Source organism: Chryseobacterium sp. JUb7 (assembly GCF_024806495.1).
Lineage (GTDB): Bacteria > Bacteroidota > Bacteroidia > Flavobacteriales > Weeksellaceae > Chryseobacterium.
On sequence record NZ_JANUFF010000010.1, the window covers coordinates 1 to 19,476 of the forward strand.

A 19,476-nucleotide genomic window follows, 5' to 3' on the forward strand; every position below is an offset into this window, starting at 1 on the left:
ACATTGTATAATCTCGCTGCGTGCGCTTGGCTTTTATCTTATCTCGATTTTCCATAATAAGTCTATTTTGTGTAAACTTATTGTAGGACGGGACATAGATACAAAAAGAGGCTGTCTCAAAAGGACAGTCTCTTTTTTTGTTCAAGTTAGTTGAAAAATTATTCTGAAAAAAATTTGAGCTTTAAATGAATCAATCTTTTCAGAATAATTTTTTTCTATTTTAAACAGCCTTTTTATTTTCGGCTAAGAGATTTTTTAATTCAAACATATCTCTGCCAATTTTTTTATCCTGTATTTTAGCGTAGTGCTGAGTCATTCTGATATTAGTATGTCCAAGCATTTTACTGACAGTTTCCAAAGGCAACCCATTATTAAGGGTAACTGTAGTAGCAAAAGTATGTCTTGCCGTGTGGAAGGTAATATCAAAATCAATTTCACATAATTCTCCAATTTCCTTTAAATATTCGTTCATCTTTTGATTGCTGAATACGGGTAAAACAGTCATTTCATTTACACATTTCGGATGATTTTCGTACGTATCTAAAATTTCCTGTGCAGCCTTTAATATCGGAATACTCGCTTCAACATTCGTTTTGGTTCTCTTGATTTTTATCCATAATCCGCCGTCAATTCCTTTCATTACTTTATGCTTTACAAGGCTCTTAACATCAATATAAGCAAGACCTGTATAACAGCAGAATACAAAAATATCACGAACAATTCTCAAGCGGTCAGAAATGAATTGCTTTTCCCTAATTTTTTTTAATTGCAGATCTGTTAAGAATCTTACATCAACGTTTACGATTTTAGATTTATAGCACGTAAAAGGGTTCTTGTTGATTCATTCATTATCAATACAGATATTGATGATTTTTTGAAAATTCTTAATATACTTGACCGCAGAATTATTGGAGCAATTTCTTACTGTTCGCAAATAAAATTCATAATCAGCAACAAACCCAGGATTAATATGACGAATATCAATTATACTAAATTTCCATTTCATAAATGCCTGAGTATGTCTTAAAGAGGTCTCATACCTTTCCCATGTTCCCTTGTAATATGCTTTTCCTATAAGCTCCTCCATCTTTGAGTTATCATCTTTAAAAGCCTCTATCAGCGTAACTTTTCTATCTTCAACTCCTAAATACCTGTTACGGAGATTTTCGCAGGTTATTTCTTTGCCTTCATTAAACAGGTTATTGTAGCATTCGAATAATCTCGCTCTTACTCCCTCTAAAAAAGAATTTAATTGTTTTGTACTCGGAGTATTGCCAATGTTTTAATAATCTGACCTGTTGAAATTTCTGTTCTTTTACCGGAAATTGTAATTCGTAAGTAAATGGTAGAAATTGTGGGATTGTTTTTGACTTTTTTTGCGTAGAAAAGTACATTGTAAGTTTCCATAACTTTAGATTTTTAAGATTAGTAATTTATTTGAGAATCTTAAAACCTACAAGATGTTCAATAGATGAATAGGCTATTTACGTGTTTTTCGGTGAGTAAAAAATGTGACTTCAAGCCACTCACCGAATTACTCACTTTCAATTTGTATTTCTTTGATATATTTTGACAACTTCAAACAACAAAAAAGCCTTTAAATACTAAAATTTAAAGGCTTTTGATTTTATTTGTTTCTCCAACTTGCGGAGAGTGAGGGATTCGAACCCCCGGACCTGTTACAGTCAACAGTTTTCAAGACTGCCGCAATCGACCACTCTGCCAACTCTCCTTAAACTCCGATAATATCGTTGTTTTCAGTGGTGCAAATATAGAACGTTTTTCAATTCTGACAAAATATTTTTAATACAAATTTTAACAAAACTTAATAATCGACTAAAAACCAGCTTAATTATTTTCATCAAACACTGATGAACATTAGAAAAATTAATATTAAAAAATAAAAAAACGCACCCCGGAAGATGCGTTTCATATTTTAAATTAAAATGAATTAATGTAATTCTGCCAAATATTTTTCAGCATCCATAGCCGCCATACAACCGCTTCCTGCAGCCGTAATTGCTTGTCTGTAGATATGATCCTGAACATCTCCTGCAGCAAAAACTCCGGGAAGATTTGTTCTTGAAGAACCTTTTTCAGTTTCTATATATCCGTTTTCATCCAGGTCAATCTGCCCCGCAAAAATATCTGTATTCGGTTTGTGACCGATAGCAATGAAAATTCCGTGAACATCAACCGTAGATTTTTCCTGAGTCTGATTATTGATAACAACCGCTCTTTCCACTAAATTGTTTTCCCCTTCAATACCAATCAGTTCGTGATGAAATTTCACGTCAATATTCGGGGTATTCTGAACTCTGTGAATCATGGCTTTAGAAGCTCTAAACTCATCTTTTCTCACCAACATAGTTACTTTATTCACCAGTTTTGCAAGGTAAGTTGCTTCTTCAGCTGCTGTATCACCTGCTCCTACTACCACAACATCTTTTCCTCTGTAGAAAAATCCGTCGCAGGTTGCACATGCAGAAACTCCGCCACCGTTATATTTCTTTTCATCGTCAAGCCCTAAATATTTTGCGGTAGCTCCGGTAGAAATAATCACTGTTTTAGCAAATATTTCTTTGGTTCCGGCATATAGTTTATGAACACCGCCCACTTCTTTAGAAAATTCAACTTTAGTGATCATTTCATAATGCACTTTAGTATCGAATCTTTCTGCTTGTTTTTGCAAATCCATCATCATTTCAGGACCTGTAATTCCTGCAGGATATCCTGGAAAGTTATCGACTTCAGTAGTGGTAGTCAATTGTCCGCCCGGCTCCAATCCTGTATATAATTCAGGTTTTAAGTCTGCTCTTGCAGCATAAATTGCCGCTGTGAAACCAGAAGGTCCAGATCCAACGATCACACAATCTAAAATGTTTTGCTCCATAATTTGCTTTTCAAAAGATTTAAAAATTTACGACTGCTAATTTCGTAATTTTTAATATTTAATTAAAGTTATTTTAATGATACTTGTCAATATTTAATATGTTCGTTTTCGATGATGTTATGAGTTATAAATTATGAGTTACAGGTTATTTAAAAACTAATTTGTATTACTAAAAACTCTTAACTCTTCACTTAAAACTTATAACTATTTTACACTTTCATCTTAATTTTATCGACATTGATGATTTTATAAACCAGTTCCTTGATGAGTTCGGCTTCATTCATATTTACAGCTCCCAGACCTTTTCCTTTCATATCAAATTCTCTTAAAATTGAAATGACTCTTGTGGCATGCTTTAAAGGATACAATCTTGCCGATTCTGCATAATCTTTAATAAAATAAGGATTCACCCCCATCTGAGAGGCAATTACCTGAGGTGGCTGACCCATCATTGTATTATAAATAATGACATTGGAAAAATAATTGTAAAGGCTTGCCAACATCATTACAAAAGGATTGTTTTTAGGATTTTTACCCATAAAATGAGCAATTTTAAAGGCTGCATTAGCATTTTTGGTTCCTAAAGCCTTCTGTAATTCGAAGACATTATATTCTTTACTGATTCCGATGTGGTTTTCAATAATAGCACCATCAAGAATTTCACCTTCTTTAAGGATAATCTTCAGTTTATTAAGTTCGTTGGCAATTCTTGAAAGGTCATTTCCAAGATATTCAGCCAGCAAATGAGAAATATTCGGGGCTGTTTTTATTTTTAATGAAATACATTCGTCTGCAATCCATTTGGGAAGCTGAGCTTCTTTGACAGGTTCGCTTAAAAATAAAGCATTGGCTTTATCCAGAGATTTTGTAACCTTTTTCCGGCTGTCAAGTTTTTTATGTTTGTGGGCAAAAACCAAAACCGTGGAGATTACGGGGTTCTGAATATACGCTTCCAAAGCCGTATTCTCACTTTCCGCAAGCCTCAAATCCTGAGCTTCTTTCACAATGATCACCTGCTTATCGCCCATCATCGGAAACTGTCTTGCCAGAGAAAGAATTTCATGATATGTTGTGTCTTTTCCGTATACTACGGTCTGATTGAAAGCCTTTTCATCTTCGTTCAAAAAGTCGTGTTCAAGAGCTTTTACCGCAAGATCAATAAAGTAAGGTTCTTCTCCGTGGAAAAAATAAATCGGTAAAACTTCTTTATTTTTAATATTTTTGAGGATTAAATCTAATTCTTTCATCTTATAAATGGAACTTCCAAAACTGAATTTTCAGGAAACTTTTGATTTTAAATTCAAGAAAGACAAAGATAAGTTTTTTATTTATGATTTAGTTCGTAAAACTTACCTTTTGCTCACCCCGGAAGAATGGGTGCGCCAGCATTGGATTCACTATTATCTGACGGTTAAATCCTACTCTACTTCTGCTTTAATTACAGAAAAAAAGATCGTTCTCAATGGTTTGACAAAACGAATTGACCTTCTGATTACTGAAAAAACAGAGCCTGTTATTCTGATCGAATGCAAGGCTCCGCAAATCAAATTAACTGAAAAAACATTTGAACAGACCGCGAGATATAACTCTATTATCGGAGCAAAAGAAATCATTTTAACGAATGGTCTGCAGCATATCAATGCCTATTATGAAAATGAACAATATCAGTTTTACAGATAAGATTGAGGTAAGGTCCAGATAAAGCTTAATTATCATATCTGGATCCTTTATAACAATTTATTAATCCTTTTTCTGAGTTATTTTATTAATTTAGATGAAGGATTTTCTCTTTATGGCGAGAAATGGGATAACAAATGACCCGTTGAATTTTAAATAAAAATATGATTTGATCATGAACATTTGAAAATCACGCAAAATACCTAGCCCCGATTGAAACGACATCCTTTTTGGTTGCGGTCGGAGCGAAGCGGAGACCGTAACCAAAAAGATACAGTGGAAAGCGGGAATCTGCTCCTTAAAAACAATGAAAATAATTAATTTCAAATACAGTTAAATTACAAAATATGATACGTTCAATATTATTATCCGCCTTTCTGATGACATCAGGATCAATTTTCAGTCAAAATCTTAAATCTGTTTCTTATCAGGACGGTTCACAGAAGCTCAACGGTTTGGTAACTTCCAATGCAGGAAAAAAACTTCCGGGAGTTTTGATTTTACCGGCCTGGAAAGGTATTGATGATGAGGCAAAAACAGCTGCTGCAGAATTGGAAAAACAAGGCTATATTGCTTTTGTTGCAGATATTTACGGAGAAGGAAATATACCTTCTGACAATGCAAGTGCAGGTAAAACCGCAGGTTACTACAAACAAAATTATGAAGCTTACCAGAAAAGAATTTCTCTGGCTTTGGAACAGTTAAAGAAAAACGGGGCCATTTCTAATAAGATTGCAGTGATCGGATATTGTTTTGGGGGAACAGGAGCACTGGAATCTGCACGAGGAAGCCTTCCGGTTGTGGGAGTTGTTTCCATTCACGGAAGCATAGGGAAAGATCAGGCAAGAAAAAACGGGCCTATTTCTGCTAAAATTTTGGTTGAAAACCCTGCAGACGACCAGAGCGTGACGCCGGAAGATTACAATAATCTGATCAAAGAGATGAATGAAGGGAATGCAGACTGGCAAATGATCACCTACGCCCATTCAAAACATACGTTTACGGATCCAAAATCACCGGATTACAATGAAGTGATGGCGAAAAGAGCGTGGAATCATACGCTGATGTTTCTGAAGGAGATTTTGAAGTAAAATTTAGTTTAAATAAAAAATGCTTCGACAGGCTCAGCATGGCATCGCTACAAATTAACTGCTAATAAAGTAATTAGTATTAGAAATGTCATGCTAAGCGTAGTCGAAGCATTTTTTATTTTGCTTCCTCTAACTCTACAATATAAGTCTTCGGAGAATATTTCGTTAAAGAACCTGTAGCAGCATCAATACCAACACCGATTGCTCCTCCAAGAAGAATATTGACTAAGGTAACTGCATTAAAATTTTTCGTTAGTTTTACTTCTTTGTCATTAAATCCTTCTTTCTGAAAGATAACCGTCTGTTTGCTTAATGATCTTGAGATCTCGGCAGTACAAGGGGTAGTACATTTTTCGACTCCTTTATGGAATACCTTTGCTCCTTCCGGAGTTGAGCTGAAAGATATTTTATCCTTAGTTCCTGTAATAATGGTTGCACACGAAGTTGTAGATAAGGTAATACCTAATAATATTACCATTGACAGCCTGCTTTTCATAGTTAAAAGTTTAATTCCTAATTAATTTTTTCAGTGCGCGAACTTACAAAAATTATTTAAGCAAAAAACTTTGAATAGTTTTTACAAACAAGATTTAACTAAAAAAAATCAAACTATATTTCCATCTCATTGATTTCATTACAATTAGAACACCACCAATATTCTCCTTTTTTATCTTTCAACTTAATTTTTGTACTCTTATCACAATTTTCACAGATACATTTATCACTTTCGCTTTCTTTTGCTTCATAATCACAATCGAAACAACTCCAACTCGTAAAATGAGTTTTTCCATTAGTAAACCAAGTAAATGAATTTCCCTTACATTTAGGACAAATTTGTAACGCCATATTTAAATTATTTCTTCTCTGTTCACCAAATCCATAGAAAATGCCGGAAGGCAAACAGCAACATATTCACAAGGTTCCGAAAACGGGTTGCTGTAACGAACCCTCGCTCCTTTTTCCACCAAAATGCTCTGCCCTTTTTCTAAGATAACAATCTCACCATCAATTTCGAATTGTTTTTTACCCGAAATAATCAATGTATACTCATCGAACTGAGGGGTTTGGTACGGCTCACTCCAATCCGGAGGAGCAATCATATGAGCGATTGAGATATCAGAATTCTGGGTAGAATTTCCCCAGTGCTCTTCAATCAGTTTTCCATCTGTGGTAGGAACGACAAACGGTGATTTTTGAATTTTATACTTTTTCATTTCAGACGGTTTTTATTTTTTGATTTCGTAAACAAAATTAGTTCTTGTCGGTTCTCCAAAATAGGCTACTTCCTCTTCAGCTACTTTTTTTCCGCCTAATCTTTCCAGTGCAATCTGGGAACGGAAATTTTCTTTTCCGATATGAAAATGCACTTTATCTACAAATTGAAAAATATAGTCAAGCATAAGCTTTTTAATCTGAGGATTGATGCCCTTTCCCCATGATTTTGTTCCGTAGAAAGTATATCCTATGAAAATGCTGTTTCCATTTTCATCATAGTCATAAAAACGGGTACTTCCCAATACATCACCGGTTGATTTTTCAATAATCTTAAAAGCTCCTTTGCTTTCCAGAGCTCCTTTAAAAAAGTTTTCAAAAACTTCCCGCTGATAACGGTCTTTATTGGGATGCTGTTCCCAAACCCTCGGATCGGAGGCTACTTCATATAAAGACTCAAAATCCCCTTGCTTTAAGGGGATTAATTGATATTCTTGATTTTCTAAAACAGGTTGAATAGAAAAATTCATCTTAAATATTTTTGTTTAAAATCATCAGACCAAATCTTGCGATCTTATGTCTTAGCTTTTTGCTTTTGCTGCGTCTGATTCTATTTTTTTAATTTCTTTTAATTTATCTGCAATCTTAGTGACAGCATCCGGGCTTGATGGTCTTAAAGCTACTTCAGCCTGAGCCATATCCCACTTGATTACAAGGTTTCCTGTATTTTCTCCTGTTGGATTTAAAGTAATTTCAAACCACTCCTGTTTGTCTGCCAGTTTATTTACAGGCACGGTAACATCTACCACATCCTGTTTTGGATCATAAGTATAAGCTCCCCACTGTTGGAAATCTTTATTTAAGATCACTTTCCATTCTTTTTCTGTCGGAACAATAAATAGTCCGTAAGTTCCTGCAGGAACTACTTTTCCTCCGAAGTTTATAGACTGTCCGAATGTAATTTTTGTAGATGAGTTAGCACCCGCTCTCCAAACCTGTCCGTAAGGTACCAATTCTCCGAAGATCTTACGTCCTTTCACTCCAGGTCTTCCGTAATCAACAGAAACTTTAGACATTGAAAACTGCTGCTCTACCTTCTGACGCGGGCTCGCTGCCGGTACAGAATAATCCTGAGCAAAACTTAAAGCTGAAGCTGATATGCAAAGTGCAAATAGTAACTTTTTCACGTGTAAATTTTTGTTTAAAATTACAAAATCAAAACAGAATAGCCTTCTCCAATTCCAATAATTTTTGTTTTCTCCAGATTCCTCCTGCATAGCCTACCAATTCTCCGCTTGAACCGATTACCCGATGACAGGGAATTAAAATCGCTATTTTATTGATCCCATTAGCCGTTCCAACAGCCCGGATTGCTTTTGGATTTCCTAAAAATTCAGATTGCTGCTTATAAGTGCGGGTCTCTCCTATCGGGATCTCTCTCAATAACTGCCATACTTTTTGCTGAAACTCGGTCCCTGTGATATATAACGGAACATCGAATTTTTCTCTTTTGCCCTCAAAATATTCTTTCAATTCATCTTCCAGCTGCCTGAAATGTTTATTTTCGCCCTGTACAATTTCTGCATTTAAAGCTTTGGACAAGGAAATGAACTGTTTTTCCATATTTTTGCGGTCTGTAAATTCCAGCAGACAGATTCCTTCATCTATTGCGCAGGCATACATCGTTCCGAGCGGAGTTTCGATTCTTTTAAGATCGATGATCATTTGTACTTTACTCTTTTTAGGCGAAATTCCGAGAACATTTTTAAATCGTTCGTTGAATCCGCTCAAACTTTCATATCCGGAATCTAAAGCCGTTTCTATAATGCTTTCACCATTTTTAATTTTCTTAAAAGCGGCATTCATCCGGAATTCTCTCTGAAAAGCCTGGAAGGTCATTCCATGATTTTTTAAAAACCATCGACGAAGTGTCACCGGTTCTATATTTCTTTCTAAAAGATCCACATCTTTTATCTTCAGCGATATATTTTGTGCGAGTTCTGCCAATAATTCCCGGATATATTGGGGTGTTTCATTTAGTTTTTTTAGAGGCTTACATACTTTACAGGCTCTGTATCCTTTTTCAATAGCCTCTTCTGTGCTAAGAAAAAATTCTACGTTTTCCTTTTTTGGCTTCCGTGCAGTACAGGTCGGCCTGCAGAAAATTCCGGTAGTTTTTACAGCCATCCAGTAGGTTCCTTCAAATGAAGAATCCTTATCCAAAGATGCCTGATACATTCTATCCTCTGTCAGTTTCATTATGCTGTAAAAATGGGTAAAAAACTGTTATCATTAATAATTTCTCTACCTTTTTCTTCTAGTTTTTTATAAATATAGCCGTTGGCAAAATTTCCTGAAGAAATTCTTTTCACGCCTAATTTTTTCAGTGTATTAAAATCCGGAAGCTCAGGCATCGCCATTACATTAACAGGGATTTTTGTTGAATTTACAATGGTTTCGATATCATTTTCAGACGTGATACAGGGAACAAAAATTCCGTCAATCCCGGTTTCTTCAAATAATTTTATTCTCTGAAGCGTTTCCCCGACAGGATTTTCCAGTCCTAATAAAAACGGATCGGTTCTCAGATTGATGAAAATATCAATATTCTTTTCTTTTAATTTTACAATAATGGATTTGAGTTTTTCAGCAAAAACTTCTGCATTTTCAATTTCCCTGATTCCGTCAATAAAAGTGCTGTCTTCAATATTGATCCCAACTGCTCCTACCTCAGCAAGTTTTGAAATATTTGAAACAATTTCTTCAGCATTTTCCCCGTAACCACCTTCCAAATCAACCGTTAATGGAATTGATACTGATTTTAAAATTCTTTCTACGATATAAAGATATTCTCCAAAAGTCATATTTTCACCATCTTCATATCCCAAACTATGGGCAACGGCCGAACTGGAGGTTGCCAGCGCTTTATACCCCAAGCTTTCATAAACTTTTGCACTTTGTGGATTCCATACATTTCCCAGCAATAAAGGTTCTTCATTTTTATGCAGTTCTTTAAAAGTCTGAATATTTGTCATATTGTTTTTTTTACAAAACTAGTGTTTATAGCCGTCTGTATACAACCGAAAAATGGACAAGTATTTTTACCTCTTTTTTTCAAAAATAAAAGAGTAATTTAATCCTTCTGAATTTTAAACTGATAATCCATTCATAAAATGTTCAAAAAACAAACCCTCGCAAAAAGTATTGCGAGGGTTATTATTAAATTATTGTGGCAGTGACTTCCATTTCTTGAGTACAGCAGTATAAAAATACATGAATATAAAGCCGGAAATCAATATAATATAGCTTAAATTCAGATCCAGTTTAGTGATAATCGTTTTACAGTCGTAATATTTACCACCAAGATTTGAAGCTTTGCAGGCTGCCTGCTGATGAATGGAAATAATTACAAAAATCAGAAGGACAAAAAGAACAAATCCGTTTATTGAGATATTTACAAAAATTGAAGATATCAGTTTGCTTAATTTTCGCATCATCAAAAGGGGCATCAACAGAATAAAAAGACTGATTCCGAGAACAAGGTAAGCAATAAAAAACTCTTCCCCATGTCTTCCTACAGACAAAGTATATAAAACTGTAATTAAAACAACCGCCAGCACAAGCACTCCCGCACTGATTACGCTGAACAACAGTTGTTTTAACCCCGTAATTCGGAAGCTAAAGACTCCTGTAGCCAGGAAAAAAGCAATCCAAAGATAAATATGAATATTCTCTGAGAAAAAATCAGTAGATTTTACGATATCCACATTCCCTAAAAAGTTTCGGAGATCATCGGTATTGTAATAATAGTCTGTAAGATTAGCTTTAAAATAATCCTCTGGTGATAGCTGATTATTAATCTCAGGATTAAAATCTTTTATCTGCACCTCATCATCAACTACTTCTCCATTAACAACTCTCCTTGCATCTGCCACCGCAACCGTTGAATCTACAGCTACAGCTGTCTCCGTAGTAACATCATAGCCATAATCGTCATCATATCTTCTGTTCTTATTGGGATCATAATCTTCTCCGGATCTGTTTTTATATTTTTTGATAAAATAGTGAACTTCAAAATTTTCAGGAAGATAAACCATTTTCATCCAGCCTTTCGCATCAAGATTGGTATCAATGGCAAATTCTTTTGAAAGCTTAAGAAAATTATTCATTAATTTATCCAGTTCTGGAGGATTTTTTTTATTTAAAAGCGCAGTCGTAAGTCTATTGATTTCAAACGCTTCTTTCTTATAGGTATCTTTAGGATCTATATTATCATTGTAATAATCTCTTCTCAGATAATTTTTTTCCTTTAAATTATTCTGATAAAAAATATTTGAAAAATTATAATATGTTAAGCCCGTTATTTTAATATAAGGAGATAAATCAAGAACGTCTTTTTTGAAATAATACGTTTTAGCGTTTCCTTTTTCTTCGGAATAAGCAAGATCACTTTCGGCTTCATGATCCGGAAAATAATAATCTCCGTACCGGTTCTTTTTATAGATTGTTTTCGAATATAATGTATAATATTGATATACCCTGTCATAGTAAACAAAATACTTTTTGTTTCGGTCTATTTTTTCAATATCTGTTTCACAATAGATATCCGGATATTGAGGATAGACTTTGTTGTCCAGTGTGTAATTTTCCAGTTCCTGAGAAAAAAACGGATAGGTTTTATTGATCAGCTCTACACTTTCCGCCATTTTATCATTCGGATATTTATTTTCAACAAACATCTTAAAACCTGCCATGTAAGAGAAAAAGAAGGTAGTGGAGGCAAATACAATCACAAAATACTGTACAAACTGTGAAAACAATTTCCATTGAGAAGATGGATAAAAGTTTTTGAAAGCGTTATTTTTAAACATCAGAATCAGCCATCCTACAATCATCAAAATTGAAATGATCAAGTGGATAAAAATCATTCCGTCTTTAAAATAATCGTCCCTCACATCGAACTTCTGAAGGGTAACAGGATCAGCATGGGAAACATAACCGATACTAAAAAAGATAATATGAACAAATACACTCGCCAAAAGCATCCAGACAATTTTGGTATTCCAGAGGGTAGGATATTTTTCGAGTAAATATTGATTGAATTTATATATTTTATGCATTTTTTTGTCGAATTAAGGTATTTAACTTACAAAGAACCTTCTGGTAGAAGATGAAATATTACGGATGTACACAATATCTATTTTTGCATTTCCCAAAGCAGCCATCACATCATAAAACTCTGTACCCACCGCAAAATAAGCTACATACACACCTCCGTTGAAATTCAGTTTTTCAAGATTAAAATTTTTGAAAACTTCCAGTAAGTCCTCTCTTGAATTCTGAGTATCAATTTCTATAATGACATTGCTGTTTTCATCATTCTTCAGTTCAGAATTGTCTTTATACTGCCCGTTTTTAAGAAAAATTACCTTATCCGAGACTTTTTCTACTTCGTATAATTGCTGCGAACTTAAAATCAGTGCAATTGGGTTGTTTACTGAGTTAGCAATTGATTTAAGATCTTCCAGAATAACCTGTTGAGCCAAAACATCAAGATTGGCCAGTGGCTCATCCAGCAGTAAAATTTCAGGTTTTCTTAAAAGAGTACGTGCCAGTTCGAACCGCATTTTGTAGCCCGAAGACAGTTCATTCCATTTCAGATGTTTGTAGTTCCAAAGTCCGAGACGAGCAATCATCAGTAATGTCCGGATTTCATTTTCTTCAGGTTTCACACCATAACTTGACAGGACAAATTTTAAATTATTCTTAAGACTTCCGTACCATTTTGCTGTTCGCTGCGGTATATAAACCAGCTTGGTCCGAAGATCGTAATCCTCTTTTGGATCTTCATTAAAAGAATAGTGCAGTTCACCTTCGTTAAAAGAAATTTCTTTTGCTAAAATCCTTAAAAGTGTCGTCTTTCCGTTTCCGTTCTCTCCTACCAATCCGTAAACCTGACCTTTATTAATTTCCATGGACACCGGCCCTAAAGAAAACCGGTTGCTTCCATAAGATTTTAAAATATTTCTGGCCCGGAGAACAGATTTCTCCAGTAGATGCTCTTTTACCGGAATTTTTTCGATTTTCTGAAGAAGATCTTTAGATTTTTCAATGAGCTCTTCGGTATAGGTCGGAAATTTCTCTTTCCAGTCTGTTAGCTCAATTGACGCCTTATAAATATCCATATTCTGAGTATCCATGGCACAGTCGAGCAGTTTTCTGAACCCCAGAACAGTGTCTTTATTCTCAAAAAAATGATAGACTTCGGCTACTCTTTGCTGATGTTTCGTCATTTGGTTTTTAAGTTATTAATTTAGGTTGATAAAGATATACATTACATTTTAATCATTGTATAACAAAAAACTTTCTTAAATATTTTATAAATTTGTTCAAAACAAAAAAGATGGAATCTATTACTTTAAAAAATATCAATGAAATCTTAAAAGATGCTCCGGAGAATATTCTGGAAAGGGTTTTAGGTTATATTGAAGGAATTTTAGAAGATGAAAATACCGAATTTGTTCTTTCAGAGGAGCAAAAAGAAAGCTTAAAAAAAATAAAAGACAGATCTTACGAACAACATACTGAAATTGATGTTTTTCTTAATGAAATGAAGTCGAAATATGGTATTTAAAATTATTATTTCAGCTGAAGCAAAAATTGATATCGAACATTCTTATCTTTATTATCTGACTAAAGTCAATACAAAAACCGCCAATAATTTTTTCAAAGACTTTAATTCTTGTGTAAATACTATTTCTAAAAACCCATATTTTAAAATTTGGTTTGAAGATTTTCATGCAAAACCAATGAAGAAGTATCCTTTTCTTATATTTTATAATATTAATAAGGAAAAGAAAATAGTTGTTATAGCGAGAGTTTTTCATACTTCGCAGAATCCTAAAAAGTATGATGCCATTTATTGGTAAAAATCAGGGATTATAGTTCTAATTTCATTTGAAACATCTTCTATTATTTTAACACAGGCCAAAACAAACTTATCATCGACTTCAATTAAAGTTGCAACTTCTGAAACATCACCTTCGTTGAAAAAATCTTCATTTGGTAATTTAATTCTAAAAGGTAATGAACTATATTTATTAACTAATGAATCATAACTTCTTCCTTTTCCGTGTTTAAGTACATTTATTGCACAGTTGAAATCTACAAATAAGTCATAAAGATCATTTTTATCTAAATTAATGAGAATCTTTTTTGCTTCTTCAAAGCCATTTTGGCATTGTAATCCCTCTTGAAGCATGGATTCAAATAAAGAAAAAATTCCAATCGAGATAATTACTTTATTTAATTGTATCATTTGAAGATTTTTTACAGCAACGGTTGATCCATTTGTTTGTAAATCTTCAATTATTTTAGATTCTGCATCTTTCATCATTTCTAATGAAAAATTGGCACTCCTGAATGCTAAATCATTAAAACTATGCATATATATTTATTTTGAAAAAAATACAAAATTTAATTTATTCTTTATTTATATAAACTTACAAAAAAACCTCGCAAGAAAACTTACGAGGCTTAAAAATATTTTAATCTGAAAATTACATCGTTTCCATTTTGAAACTCATACTTTCGATAACCTTCAGAATTGCTTCAACCGTATCCATTGATGTTAAACAAGGAACACCGTTTTCCACACTCATTCTTCTGATTTGGAAACCATCTCTTTCAGCTTGTTTTCCTTTCGTAGTCGTGTTCACAACGTATTGAACTTTTCCTTTCTGAATCAGATCGATCAGATTAACACTCTCCTCTCCGATTTTGTAGCCTATTTTGCAAGGAATTCCTTTTTCTTCGAAGAATTTTGCAGTTCCTTCCGTTGCCCAGATTCTGAAACCAACTTCATGGAATCTCGCTGCCAAATCTGCCGCTTCCTGCTTGTGTTTATCCGCTACTGTGAACAAGATCGAACCGTGCATCGGAACTTTTCTTCCTGCCGCGACCAATCCTTTGTACAATGCTTTTTCCAAAGTTGTGTCTTTCCCCATAACTTCTCCTGTAGACTTCATTTCTGGTCCTAGAGAGATGTCAACCTTCGTTAGTTTTGAGAAAGAGAACACAGGAACTTTTACGAAAACACCTTCTTTATTTGGAACCAATCCGTTTTTGTAGCCTAAATCCGTCAGTTTTTTACCTAAAATTGCTTTTGTAGCCAAATTAGCCATCGGAACTTCCGTAATTTTAGATAAGAAAGGAACCGTTCTTGATGAACGTGGATTTACTTCGATTACATACACATTTCCTTCGAAAAGAACGTACTGAATATTCATTAATCCAATCACATTCAATCCTTCAGCAAGTCTTTGCGTGTAATCTACCAGCGTTTCGATTTCGCTTTGTGAAATATTCTGAGGAGGATACACTGCAATTGAGTCTCCGGAGTGAACTCCCGCTCTTTCAATGTGTTCCATAATTCCCGGAATGATAACCGTTTCACCGTCGCAGATCGCATCAATTTCGATCTCTTTTCCGACCATATATTTGTCGACTAAGATTGGCTGATCAGGGCTTGCTTCTACCGCAAACTCCATATAGTGAGCTAATTCCGTTTCTGTGTAAACAATTTCCATGGCTCTACCTCCCAATACGTAGCTTGGACGAACCAATACCGGATAACCGATTTCGTTGGCAATTTTTATCGCTTCTTCTTTTGAAGTCGAAGTTTTTCCTAAAGGCTGAGGAATTCCCATTTCCTGAAGGGCTTTTTCGAACTTATCTCTGTTTTCAGCTCTGTCAAGATCCTCCAGAGAAGTTCCTAAAATCTGAACTCCGTGAGAAGCCAATTTATCCGCTAAGTTGATGGCTGTTTGTCCACCAAACTGTACCACAACACCTTTTGGTTTTTCAAGATCGATGATGTTCATTACATCTTCTTCCGTTAAAGGTTCAAAGTATAATTTATCTGAAATTGAGAAGTCTGTAGAAACTGTTTCAGGGTTGTTGTTGATGATAATCGCTTCGTAGCCCATTTCTTTGATTGCCCAAACTGAGTGAACTGTCGCGTAATCGAATTCAACTCCCTGTCCTATTCTGATTGGTCCTGAACCTAGAACGATGATTTTCTCTTTGTCTGAAACTACACTTTCGTTTTCTTCTTCGTAAGTTCCGTAGAAATATGGCGTTTCAGATTCGAATTCCGCAGCGCAGGTATCTACCATTTTGAAAACCGGCATTACTCCGTTTTCTTTTCTGAAATTGAAGATTTCACGCTCTGTTACATCCCAAAGAACTGCGATATTTACATCCGCAAAACCTAATTTTTTAGCTTCCAGTAAAGTGTCTTTGTTGAATTTATTTTCAGCAATTACTTTTTCGAAATCAATTAATTTCTTGATTTTCCAGATGAAGAATTTATCAATTTTACTCCATTCTACGATTTGCTCCCAGTCGTAACCTCTTCTTAAAGCATCTCCGATGATGAACAATCTTTCGTCATCACAAACTCTGATTCTTCTTTCGATTTCTTCCGCTGTAAGAGCTTCAGCCTGCTTCTTTTTTAAACCGATATGCTTAATTCCAGTTTCAAGAGAACGGATTGCTTTCTGTAAAGACTCTTCGAAATTTCTTCCGATCGCCATTACCTCACCCGTCGCTTTCATCTGTGTTGATAATCTTCTGTCCGCTGTTTCGAATTTATCAAAAGGGAATCTTGGGAATTTAGTTACTACATAATCCAAAGCAGGCTCAAAACAAGCGTACGTTTTTCCTGTAACCGGATTCATGATTTCATCAAGAGTCAATCCTACCGCAATTTTCGCTGCAATTTTTGCAATCGGATATCCTGTTGCTTTTGATGCTAATGCTGATGAACGGGAAACTCTCGGGTTCACCTCGATGATATAATATTCGAATGAATGTGGATCTAAAGCCAACTGTACGTTACATCCACCTTCGATTCCTAGTGCTCTGATGATTTTTAGTGATGCATTTCTCAACAATTGATACTCTCTGTCAGAAAGCGTCTGAGAAGGCGCCACAACGATTGAATCTCCTGTGTGGACTCCAACCGGATCTATATTTTCCATGTTACAAACCACAATCGCGTTGTCGTTTGCATCACGCATTACCTCATATTCAATTTCTTTGAAACCTGCAATTGATTTTTCGATAAGACATTGGGTAACAGGACTATATTTTAATCCTAATTCAGCAATCTCTTTCAGTTCAGTTTCGTTGGAAGCGATACCTCCTCCTGTTCCTCCCATTGTGAAGGCAGGACGAACAATGACAGGATATCCGATCTCATCAGCAAACCTTAATGCTCCTTCAACCGTATTTACGATATCTGATTCTGGAACCGGCTCGTTCAATTCTCTCATCAATTCACGGAACAAATCTCTGTCCTCCGCTCTGTTGATCGCCGAAAGTTTAGTTCCTAAAACCTCAACTTTACATTCTTCAAGAATTCCTGATTTTTCCAATTCTACTGCCATATTCAGACCGGTTTGCCCTCCCAAAGTCGGTAAAAGTGCATCCGGACGCTCTTTTCTGATGATATGACTTACAAACTGAAGTGAAATCGGCTCGATGTATACTTTATCTGCGATTTCAACATCCGTCATAATCGTTGCAGGGTTTGAATTGATCAAAATTACCTTGTAGCCCTCTTCCTTCAAAGACAGACAAGCCTGCGTTCCTGCGTAATCAAATTCCGCCGCCTGACCGATGATGATAGGTCCTGAACCGATTACTAAAATTGTTTTTATGTCGTTTCTTTTCATTTTTTTCTTTTTTATTGTTCCATGGATTTCATCCGTGGCTATTGTTGTTGAACCACTTCGTGGTTCTTTATCTTTTTGAGCAGCCACGAAGTGGCTGAATCTTAATAGCCGTAGGTGAAACCTATGGATTGGATAATTAAATCATTCCGACAACCCATGAAATGGGTTGAATATTATTTACCAAAGATATTTTTCGTCAAATTCAACTCCATTAGATTTTAGCAAATTTTTATATTCATCTTCAAAAGATTCATTCTTATGATGTTCTTTTTGATTTTTAATATAATTGACAATTATATCTTTCTCTCTTTCCGAATAAGTGAATGCGCCATAGCCACTCTGCCATTCTTCAAAATCAGGAAATAATCCGCTTTGCTTTATCCATAAGTTTGTTGAAACTTTGATATCTTTTACAAAACTGCTTAAAGAAACTGATGGATGCAGATCTATAAATAAATGAATATGATCCGGCATTCCATTAATCCTATAAAGTTTACAGTTTTTATTTTTAACAATTCCCCAAATATATTTGTATAATTCATCTTCATGCTCAATATTCAACACAGATTTTCTGTGCTTAGTACTGAATACAATCTGATAATATATTTGGCGAAAAGTTGACATTTATATTTCTAAATTTATTGATTCTTCTTATTCTTAAAATCCTCCATCAAGTGGATGAAATCATCGAATAAATAGTTCGCATCTTCAGGGCCTGGACTTGCTTCCGGGTGATACTGAACAGAGAAACAAGGGTGAATTTTATGTTTCAGACCTTCGTTCGTTCTGTCATTTAATGCGATGTGAGTTTCAATTAAATCTGTATCTTTTAAACTTTCCTGATCAACTGCATAACCGTGGTTTTGAGAAGTAATCGCTACTTTGTTTTTCTCTAAATCCAATACCGGGTGATTCCCACCTCTGTGTCCGAATTTTAACTTGAACGTTTTCGCGCCGCAAGCCAAACCGATTAATTGGTGTCCTAAACAAATTCCGAAAATTGGAACTTTTCCTAATAATCCGCGGATCATTTCCAAAGCCTGTTGGTTATCTTCCGGATCTCCAGGACCGTTTGATAACATGATTCCGTCTGGATTCATTAATAAGATTTCTTCTGCAGTTGTATCATGTGAAACAACGATGATATCGCAATTTCTCTGAGATAATTCTCTGATAATACCTAATTTCGAACCGAAATCTACCAGTACTACTTTAAAACCTCTTCCAGGATTGGCATAAGGTGTTTTTGTAGAAACCTGCTCCACCTGATTTGTAGGGAACGTTGTAGATTTTAATTCTGAAATGATTGCCTGATCATCCGTATCAGCGTTTACGATTTTTCCTTTCACTACTCCGGAGTTACGAAGAATTCTTGTCAGTCTTCTTGTATCGATTCCTGAAATTCCTGAAAGGTGTTTCTTTTTAAATAATTCATCTAAAGTAATCTGAGTACGGAAATTCGACGGCAAATCACAAAGTTCTTTTACGATAAGACCTTTTATAGCCGGCTCAATACTCTCATAATCATCTCTATTAATCCCATAGTTTCCGATAAGCGGATAGGTCATACAAACAATCTGACCGCAGTAAGACGGGTCAGAGATCAGTTCCTGATACCCTGTCATTCCGGTATTGAAAACCACTTCTCCTGCAGTTTCCAATTCTGCTCCGAAACCTTCTCCATGAAACACTTCACCGGACTCCAGTATTAACTTTTTCTTCATTTTTTAAATTAGATATTAGATTTTAGAAATTAGAAGCTAGACTTCTGCATTCTGTTATTTTATTTCTTATTTTTTCTATTTATTGTTTGAACCACCCCGTCAAAAATTTTTTGAATTTTCGCCACCCCTCCAGAATAGGG

General features: G+C 35.0%; 21 protein-coding genes and 1 tRNA gene. 4 read left to right on the top strand and 18 right to left on the bottom strand.

Annotated features, from left to right (window positions below):
* Window positions 1-220: 220 nt before the first annotated feature.
* The 6 genes from M2373_RS16480 to holA all read right to left on the bottom strand — a co-directional run bounded on the left by M2373_RS16480 (window position 221) and on the right by holA (window position 4,140).
* Entirely contained in the window at window positions 221-727 is a 507-nt protein-coding gene (locus M2373_RS16480; protein ID WP_259112151.1) for a site-specific integrase, read from the bottom strand.
* A gap of 114 nt (window positions 728-841) precedes the next feature.
* Entirely contained in the window at window positions 842-1,087 is a 246-nt protein-coding gene (locus M2373_RS22595; protein WP_409013208.1) for a phage integrase SAM-like domain-containing protein, read from the bottom strand.
* A 161-nt stretch (window positions 1,088-1,248) separates the two neighbouring features.
* Window positions 1,249-1,407, bottom strand: a complete 159-nt coding sequence (locus M2373_RS16485) for a hypothetical protein (RefSeq protein ID WP_259112152.1) — start codon at window positions 1,405-1,407, stop codon at window positions 1,249-1,251.
* Between the two features lie 240 nt (window positions 1,408-1,647).
* Window positions 1,648-1,732, bottom strand: a tRNA-Ser gene (locus M2373_RS16490).
* A 219-nt stretch (window positions 1,733-1,951) separates the two neighbouring features.
* Window positions 1,952-2,893, bottom strand: a complete 942-nt coding sequence (gene trxB / locus M2373_RS16495) for a thioredoxin-disulfide reductase (RefSeq protein WP_259112153.1) — start codon at window positions 2,891-2,893, stop codon at window positions 1,952-1,954.
* 209 nt (window positions 2,894-3,102) lie between these two features.
* Window positions 3,103-4,140: a DNA polymerase III subunit delta gene (gene holA, locus M2373_RS16500; RefSeq protein WP_259112154.1), complete on the bottom strand. Its 1,038-nt coding sequence runs from the start codon at window positions 4,138-4,140 to the stop codon at window positions 3,103-3,105.
* A gap of 7 nt (window positions 4,141-4,147) precedes the next feature.
* On the opposite strand from holA, the gene M2373_RS16505 reads away from it, so the two are divergent.
* Together M2373_RS16505 and M2373_RS16510 are read left to right on the top strand one after the other, a co-directional pair.
* Window positions 4,148-4,573, top strand: coding sequence for a type I restriction enzyme HsdR N-terminal domain-containing protein (locus M2373_RS16505; protein WP_259112155.1), 426 nt, complete (start codon window positions 4,148-4,150; stop codon window positions 4,571-4,573).
* A 344-nt stretch (window positions 4,574-4,917) separates the two neighbouring features.
* Complete coding sequence (locus tag M2373_RS16510; protein ID WP_259112156.1) at window positions 4,918-5,661, top strand: dienelactone hydrolase family protein; 744 nt, start codon at window positions 4,918-4,920, stop codon at window positions 5,659-5,661.
* A gap of 115 nt (window positions 5,662-5,776) precedes the next feature.
* Here M2373_RS16510 and M2373_RS16515 read toward each other — a convergent pair whose 3' ends face one another.
* The 8 genes from M2373_RS16515 to M2373_RS16550 all read right to left on the bottom strand — a co-directional run bounded on the left by M2373_RS16515 (window position 5,777) and on the right by M2373_RS16550 (window position 13,166).
* The gene (locus M2373_RS16515) at window positions 5,777-6,139 is read right to left on the bottom strand and encodes a PEGA domain-containing protein (RefSeq protein ID WP_259112157.1); all 363 of its coding nucleotides are present in this window, start codon (window positions 6,137-6,139) and stop codon (window positions 5,777-5,779) included.
* 370 nt (window positions 6,140-6,509) lie between these two features.
* On the bottom strand, window positions 6,510-6,875 hold the full coding sequence (locus M2373_RS16520; RefSeq protein ID WP_259112158.1) for a cupin domain-containing protein: 366 nt from the start codon (window positions 6,873-6,875) through the stop codon (window positions 6,510-6,512).
* Between the two features lie 12 nt (window positions 6,876-6,887).
* A complete protein-coding gene (locus M2373_RS16525) occupies window positions 6,888-7,403 on the bottom strand; it encodes a GNAT family N-acetyltransferase (protein ID WP_259112159.1) in 516 nt (171 codons plus the stop codon).
* Window positions 7,404-7,454: 51 nt separating this feature from the next.
* On the bottom strand, window positions 7,455-8,060 hold the full coding sequence (locus tag M2373_RS16530; RefSeq protein ID WP_259112160.1) for a DUF2911 domain-containing protein: 606 nt from the start codon (window positions 8,058-8,060) through the stop codon (window positions 7,455-7,457).
* A 28-nt stretch (window positions 8,061-8,088) separates the two neighbouring features.
* The gene (locus M2373_RS16535; protein ID WP_259112161.1) at window positions 8,089-9,132 is read right to left on the bottom strand and encodes a bifunctional transcriptional activator/DNA repair enzyme AdaA; all 1,044 of its coding nucleotides are present in this window, start codon (window positions 9,130-9,132) and stop codon (window positions 8,089-8,091) included.
* A complete protein-coding gene (locus M2373_RS16540) occupies window positions 9,132-9,908 on the bottom strand; it encodes an isocitrate lyase/phosphoenolpyruvate mutase family protein (RefSeq protein WP_259112162.1) in 777 nt (258 codons plus the stop codon). The genes M2373_RS16535 and M2373_RS16540 overlap by 1 nt, the downstream gene beginning before the upstream one ends.
* A gap of 189 nt (window positions 9,909-10,097) precedes the next feature.
* A complete protein-coding gene (locus M2373_RS16545; RefSeq protein ID WP_259112163.1) occupies window positions 10,098-11,993 on the bottom strand; it encodes a hypothetical protein in 1,896 nt (631 codons plus the stop codon).
* 21 nt (window positions 11,994-12,014) lie between these two features.
* Window positions 12,015-13,166, bottom strand: a complete 1,152-nt coding sequence (locus M2373_RS16550; RefSeq protein ID WP_259112164.1) for an ATP-binding cassette domain-containing protein — start codon at window positions 13,164-13,166, stop codon at window positions 12,015-12,017.
* 110 nt (window positions 13,167-13,276) lie between these two features.
* Between M2373_RS16550 and M2373_RS16555 the strand changes: the two genes are divergently transcribed.
* Together M2373_RS16555 and M2373_RS16560 are read left to right on the top strand one after the other, a co-directional pair.
* Window positions 13,277-13,507: a hypothetical protein gene (locus M2373_RS16555; RefSeq protein WP_259112165.1), complete on the top strand. Its 231-nt coding sequence runs from the start codon at window positions 13,277-13,279 to the stop codon at window positions 13,505-13,507.
* Window positions 13,497-13,802, top strand: a complete 306-nt coding sequence (locus tag M2373_RS16560; RefSeq protein WP_259112166.1) for a type II toxin-antitoxin system RelE/ParE family toxin — start codon at window positions 13,497-13,499, stop codon at window positions 13,800-13,802. The genes M2373_RS16555 and M2373_RS16560 overlap by 11 nt, the downstream gene beginning before the upstream one ends.
* Here M2373_RS16560 and M2373_RS16565 read toward each other — a convergent pair.
* From M2373_RS16565 to M2373_RS16580, 4 genes are all read right to left on the bottom strand, one after another.
* Window positions 13,793-14,320 (bottom strand): hypothetical protein, encoded by a 528-nt coding sequence (locus M2373_RS16565; RefSeq protein WP_259112167.1) that lies wholly within the window; start codon window positions 14,318-14,320, stop codon window positions 13,793-13,795. The two genes, M2373_RS16560 and M2373_RS16565, sit on opposite strands and share 10 nt — an antisense overlap.
* A gap of 112 nt (window positions 14,321-14,432) precedes the next feature.
* Entirely contained in the window at window positions 14,433-17,612 is a 3,180-nt protein-coding gene (carB, locus tag M2373_RS16570; protein WP_259112168.1) for a carbamoyl-phosphate synthase large subunit, read from the bottom strand.
* Between the two features lie 177 nt (window positions 17,613-17,789).
* Window positions 17,790-18,236, bottom strand: a complete 447-nt coding sequence (gene tnpA, locus M2373_RS16575) for an IS200/IS605 family transposase (protein WP_259112169.1) — start codon at window positions 18,234-18,236, stop codon at window positions 17,790-17,792.
* Window positions 18,237-18,250: 14 nt separating this feature from the next.
* Complete coding sequence (locus M2373_RS16580) at window positions 18,251-19,336, bottom strand: carbamoyl phosphate synthase small subunit (RefSeq protein ID WP_259112170.1); 1,086 nt, start codon at window positions 19,334-19,336, stop codon at window positions 18,251-18,253.
* Between the last annotated feature and the right edge of the window lie 140 nt (window positions 19,337-19,476).

Coding starts and splice junctions, on each gene's coding strand:
- M2373_RS16550 (WP_259112164.1), bottom strand. CDS start 13,166: ATGACGAAACATCAGCAAAGAGTAGCCGAAGTCTATCATTTTTTTGAG.
- M2373_RS16580 (WP_259112170.1), bottom strand. CDS start 19,336: ATGAAGAAAAAGTTAATACTGGAGTCCGGTGAAGTGTTTCATGGAGAA.
- M2373_RS16560 (WP_259112166.1), top strand. CDS start 13,497: ATGGTATTTAAAATTATTATTTCAGCTGAAGCAAAAATTGATATCGAA.
- carB (WP_259112168.1), bottom strand. CDS start 17,612: ATGAAAAGAAACGACATAAAAACAATTTTAGTAATCGGTTCAGGACCT.
- M2373_RS16510 (WP_259112156.1), top strand. CDS start 4,918: ATGATACGTTCAATATTATTATCCGCCTTTCTGATGACATCAGGATCA.
- M2373_RS16485 (WP_259112152.1), bottom strand. CDS start 1,407: ATGGAAACTTACAATGTACTTTTCTACGCAAAAAAAGTCAAAAACAAT.
- M2373_RS16540 (WP_259112162.1), bottom strand. CDS start 9,908: ATGACAAATATTCAGACTTTTAAAGAACTGCATAAAAATGAAGAACCT.
- tnpA (WP_259112169.1), bottom strand. CDS start 18,236: ATGTCAACTTTTCGCCAAATATATTATCAGATTGTATTCAGTACTAAG.
- M2373_RS16525 (WP_259112159.1), bottom strand. CDS start 7,403: ATGAATTTTTCTATTCAACCTGTTTTAGAAAATCAAGAATATCAATTA.
- holA (WP_259112154.1), bottom strand. CDS start 4,140: ATGAAAGAATTAGATTTAATCCTCAAAAATATTAAAAATAAAGAAGTT.
- M2373_RS16520 (WP_259112158.1), bottom strand. CDS start 6,875: ATGAAAAAGTATAAAATTCAAAAATCACCGTTTGTCGTTCCTACCACA.
- M2373_RS16505 (WP_259112155.1), top strand. CDS start 4,148: ATGGAACTTCCAAAACTGAATTTTCAGGAAACTTTTGATTTTAAATTC.
- M2373_RS16545 (WP_259112163.1), bottom strand. CDS start 11,993: ATGCATAAAATATATAAATTCAATCAATATTTACTCGAAAAATATCCT.
- M2373_RS16535 (WP_259112161.1), bottom strand. CDS start 9,132: ATGAAACTGACAGAGGATAGAATGTATCAGGCATCTTTGGATAAGGAT.
- M2373_RS16515 (WP_259112157.1), bottom strand. CDS start 6,139: ATGGTAATATTATTAGGTATTACCTTATCTACAACTTCGTGTGCAACC.
- M2373_RS16555 (WP_259112165.1), top strand. CDS start 13,277: ATGGAATCTATTACTTTAAAAAATATCAATGAAATCTTAAAAGATGCT.
- M2373_RS22595 (WP_409013208.1), bottom strand. CDS start 1,087: ATGGAGGAGCTTATAGGAAAAGCATATTACAAGGGAACATGGGAAAGG.
- M2373_RS16565 (WP_259112167.1), bottom strand. CDS start 14,320: ATGCATAGTTTTAATGATTTAGCATTCAGGAGTGCCAATTTTTCATTA.
- trxB (WP_259112153.1), bottom strand. CDS start 2,893: ATGGAGCAAAACATTTTAGATTGTGTGATCGTTGGATCTGGACCTTCT.